This window comes from Polynucleobacter sp. 35-46-11 (assembly GCF_002281105.1).
Map to the genome: position 1 here is coordinate 1 of NZ_NCFJ01000197.1, position 4248 is coordinate 4248.

5 protein-coding genes are annotated in these 4248 nt (G+C 46.8%); all 5 read right to left on the reverse strand.

The features are described from left to right. The coding region (locus B7Y67_RS11630) for a CvpA family protein (RefSeq protein WP_293598782.1) at positions 1–292 on the reverse strand (292 nt) is incomplete at its 3' end. Further along, positions 292–1086 carry an SPOR domain-containing protein gene (locus B7Y67_RS11635; RefSeq protein ID WP_293598783.1) on the reverse strand — a complete coding sequence of 265 codons (795 nt, stop codon included), beginning with the start codon at positions 1084–1086 and terminating at the stop codon, positions 292–294. The genes B7Y67_RS11635 and B7Y67_RS11630, both read right to left, overlap by 1 nt. Positions 1087–1089: 3 nt before the next feature. Further along, on the reverse strand, positions 1090–2415 hold the full coding sequence (folC, locus tag B7Y67_RS11640) for a bifunctional tetrahydrofolate synthase/dihydrofolate synthase (protein ID WP_293598784.1): 1326 nt from the start codon (positions 2413–2415) through the stop codon (positions 1090–1092). 5 nt (positions 2416–2420) lie between these two features. Next, positions 2421–3308 (reverse strand): acetyl-CoA carboxylase, carboxyltransferase subunit beta, encoded by an 888-nt coding sequence (gene accD / locus B7Y67_RS11645; protein WP_293598785.1) that lies wholly within the window; start codon positions 3306–3308, stop codon positions 2421–2423. 22 nt (positions 3309–3330) lie between these two features. Then, positions 3331–4128, reverse strand: coding sequence for a tryptophan synthase subunit alpha (gene trpA, locus B7Y67_RS11650; RefSeq protein WP_293598786.1), 798 nt, complete (start codon positions 4126–4128; stop codon positions 3331–3333). Positions 4129–4248: the final 120 nt, after the last annotated feature.

Below are 4248 nucleotides of genomic sequence, written 5' to 3' on the forward strand. Positions count from 1 at the left end.
TAATCTTTTGAATCACATTACCGACTAAGCCACACACTATCAAAGTCAGAATAAATAAAATAAGGAAACTCAAGCCCAAACTAAGCAGTTCATCCATATGAAAAGTGGATAACCATTCAACAGAAAGATAATTGGTGTAGTGATAAGCAACCCAGGCAGCTATAAACCAAGATGCCAGAGCCAAAACCTCTTTAAATAGACCTCTTGAAATCCCCACCAATGCAGAGACTAGCAGTACAACCAGGGTGAAGTAATCCACCGTAGTTAACTTTAAGGTGGATAAATATTCCATTAAGGCGCTCCGACCTCAACCAGCCTTGGAGATAGGCCCATAGATTTGACTTTCTTCTCTGCAGCTTCAGCTGCATCCTTATCAGTAAAAGGACCCGCTCTGAGAACGTAAAGTTTCACGCCATCTGTACCGGTTTTATTAATGACGTAATTGGGGATCTTTTGATCTTTCATTTTAGTAATCCAGCCATTTGCACGCTCTTCAGAAGCAAAAGCGCCAATCTGAATAACGTATTTACCGGCCCCAGCTTTTTTTGGTAATTCTTCGGCTTTTGACTTGGTAGCGGGACTTGGTGCAACAACCACCTCTTCCCCAGCAGCCAAACCAATTGAGTTCGCCTTGCTCGGGGATGGTGATTTGGCATCTGGCTTCACTTGAGGTGAAGTTGTTGCTACAGGCTCTTTAACTGGAATAACTTCTTTTTCTTTTACTGGTGCCTCAATCGCTGGTACTAATGCCTTTGCCTTTTCATCGCCAGCAGGCATTGCAGCATTTGGGGCCGGCAAACTAGTCACGATATTCACGGCAATATCGTTATTCACAGACTTGGGTTTGTTATCCAAGATGCGAGGCAGACCAATCACTGCGATCAGCACTAGAACGGTTGCACCAATCAGGCGATGGCGGGCACGCTGTTGTTCTGGATCTTCGGTGAGGGCAAGCTCTTCATTTTCTTGAGCACGCTGAAAACTACGGGGGGCTGATGTATTGATGGTGCGGCGACCCCTTGCTGAACCTCGATCAAGGTCTTCAGTCTCAGGGTTTCGCTTAAAAAGCTTCGGTAAACGAATCATGGATCAATGGGCCTGGTTATTTCGATATGCCATTACTCCGGCAACAGTATAGAAGGATCCGAAGATGACAATTCTATCACCCTCACCTGCCTTAGAAAGCGCTTTTTGATACGCTGCAGCAGGATCTGGGAAGCACTCAATTCCGCCATCTGCCCCATTTTTAACTGCTACACCCAGTTCAATCAGCTTCTCAGATAAGGCTTTAGCGCTAGCAGCACGAGGGGTCGGTAAATCCGTGCAGAACCAGAAGTCCACACTGCTGAGCAAAGGCTTGATCACGCCGGCAATATCTTTATCTGCCATAGCACCAAAAATGGCATAGGTGTAGGGGTGATAGCCCATCTTATCGAGGCCTTGCCCCAAAGTAGCTGCCGCATGGGGATTATGAGCGACATCCAAAACTACAGTTGGCTGGCCTGGAAGCACCTGGAAACGACCAGGCAGTTCTACTAAAGCAAATCCATTCCGGATATCTTGAGCGCTTACCGGTAAACGTAGATGTAAGGCCATCAAGGCGGTAATCACTGCAGAGGCATTGAGGATTTGATTAGCGCCTCGCAAAGCGGGATAGCCTAAACCGCTAAAGCGTTTTTGACGCCCTGCCCAACCCCACTGTTGCTTATCTCCCTGAAAATTGTAATCACGGCCTTGAAGCCATAAATCACAACCCAGTTTTTCAGCATGATCAATTAAGGATTGGGGGGGTACAGGATCGCCACAGACTGCAATTGCACCTGCGCGGAAAATACCAGCCTTCTCAAGACCAATTGCCTCACGTGTACCGCCTAAAAAATCAGCGTGATCAATATCAATACTAGTGACGATCGCGCAATCTGCATCAACAATATTTACGGCATCTAAACGACCACCCATGCCAACCTCAAGGACAACAGCATCTAAATTTGCCTTAGAAAATAAATGCATGATTGCCAAGGTAGTGAATTCAAAATACGTTAGCGTTGGAGCATCCACTATGCTGACGCGCGCTTTCTCAACGGCGGCAAAATGCTCTAGTAAGAGATCATCTTTTACTTCCTCACCATTGACTCGAGCACGCTCGTTAAAGACCAGTAAGTGAGGAGACATATGACAACCCACTCTATAGCCAGAGGCCAGCAAGATACTCTCAAGATAAGCGCAAGTTGAGCCCTTGCCGTTCGTCCCAGCAACAGTGATCACCGGGCAATCAAAGTGCAAGCCCAGAGCTTCTTTAACTCGATTAATCCGATCTAGACCCATGTCGATACCGACTGGGTGGGCTGTTTCGAGGTGACTAAGCCAAGCCGTTAGGCTAGAAAACAGAATGGGAGATTGGTGTGCGGAACTCAAGCGCTTTATACAGCTGCGCTACCCGCAATCGCAGGCTCAGGAAGCTGCTGGAGCAATGCCAAGAGACGAGCGATTTCACCGCGCATTTGGCGACGATCCACAATCATGTCAATGCCACCCTTTTGCAATAAGAACTCAGAACGCTGAAAGCCATCTGGTAATTTTTCACGAACAGTTTGTTCAATGACACGCGGACCTGCAAAGCCAATCAAGGCTTTAGGCTCAGCCATTACTACGTCACCCATAAAGGCGAAGCTAGCAGAGATTCCGCCCATAGTTGGGTCAGTCAAAACGCTGATGTAAGGCAAACCTTTTTTAGAGAGTAAGGTCAACATGGAGTTGGTCTTAGCCATCTGGAAAAGAGAGAGCAAACTTTCCTGCATACGCGCACCGCCGGTAGCTGTTACGCAAATAAATGCACACTTTTTAGCGATGGCTTCTTGCACACCACGGGCAAAACGCTCACCAACAACTGAACCCATCGAGCCACCCATATATTGAAACTCAAAGCATGCAACTACAACTGGAATACTTTCAATTTTGCCGCCAAGCACAATCAATGCCTCGGACTCACCAGAGGCGTCACTTGCCTCTTTTAGGCGGTCTGGGTATTTTTTAGAATCTTTAAATTTAAGCGGATCGGTCGGGTAAATGTCAGCGCCAATCTCATAACGCCCTTTTGGATCCAAAAGACTATCAAGTCGCTGACGAGCGCCGATGCGCATGTGATGACTACATTTTGGGCAAACCGATAAATTAGCTTCAATATCTGTGCTGTAAAGGACAGTTTCGCAGCTGGGGCACTTAACCCAAAGTCCTTCAGGAACAGATTTGCGATTTGCAGGATCCGTATGTTGGATTTGTGGAGGTAGTAATTTATCGATCCAGCTCATCAGTTTTTAACTATCCAGTGCATTAACTATCTAAAGCGACGCGAATTTCACGTATGAATGTTTCGAGTGATTGTACCGCTTGGCCGGGGGCAGAATCCTCTAAAAGCCGAATAATTCGACTGCCAATAACCACTGCATCTGCTGTTTTTGACACTGCGCGGGCACTTTCAGCGTCATTGATCCCAAAACCTACCGCAATCGGAATGGAAGTGGCTTCACGGATTTTGGGGATGATACTGGCCACATCTTGGGTATTGAGGTGAGATGCGCCTGTAACACCCCGCATGGATACGTAATAGATATAACCAGAAGCTATTTTGGCAGCATCCTTTATTCGTTCTGGTGATGATGTTGGAGCCAATAGAAAGATGGGGTCAACTCCTGCTACTTTCATGCTGGCAGCAAAATCAACGCACTCTTCAGGTGGGTAATCCACAACCAAGACACCATCAACACCAGCAGATTTCGCCTCCGCTGCAAATCGCTCCGAACCCATTTGCTCCACTGGATTGGCATAGCCCATTAAGACTACTGGAGTATTGGGATCAAGCTTACGGAATTCTTTCACCATTTCTAAGCAGCCATGCAAAGTGACGCCTTGAGTAAGCGCTCTTTCAGACGAGCGCTGAATCACTGGACCATCCGCCATTGGATCGGAAAAAGGAACACCGAGTTCAATCACATCAGCACCACCACGAACCAATGCATGCATCAACTCAACAGTAAGTTTTGGGTCAGGGTCGCCTGCCGTAATAAAAGGAATCAGCCCTTTTTTTCCAGTAGCTTTTAGTTCATTAAAGAGAGCGGTAATTTTAGACATGGCAATTCGTGTTTATTATTTTTATAGATGATCGTGATGGGTTTGTACTAACCCTCTGAGCCGGTAGCTTGTGCAACGGTATGCATGTCTTTATCGCCACGACCAGATAAGTTCACTAGG

What these genes read in the sequence shown, in the direction of transcription:
- B7Y67_RS11635 (WP_293598783.1), bottom strand. Translation starts at nt 1,086, where the DNA reads ATGATTCGTTTACCGAAGCTTTTTAAGCGAAACCCTGAGACTGAAGAC.
- accD (WP_293598785.1), bottom strand. Translation starts at nt 3,308, where the DNA reads ATGAGCTGGATCGATAAATTACTACCTCCACAAATCCAACATACGGAT.
- trpA (WP_293598786.1), bottom strand. Translation starts at nt 4,128, where the DNA reads ATGTCTAAAATTACCGCTCTCTTTAATGAACTAAAAGCTACTGGAAAA.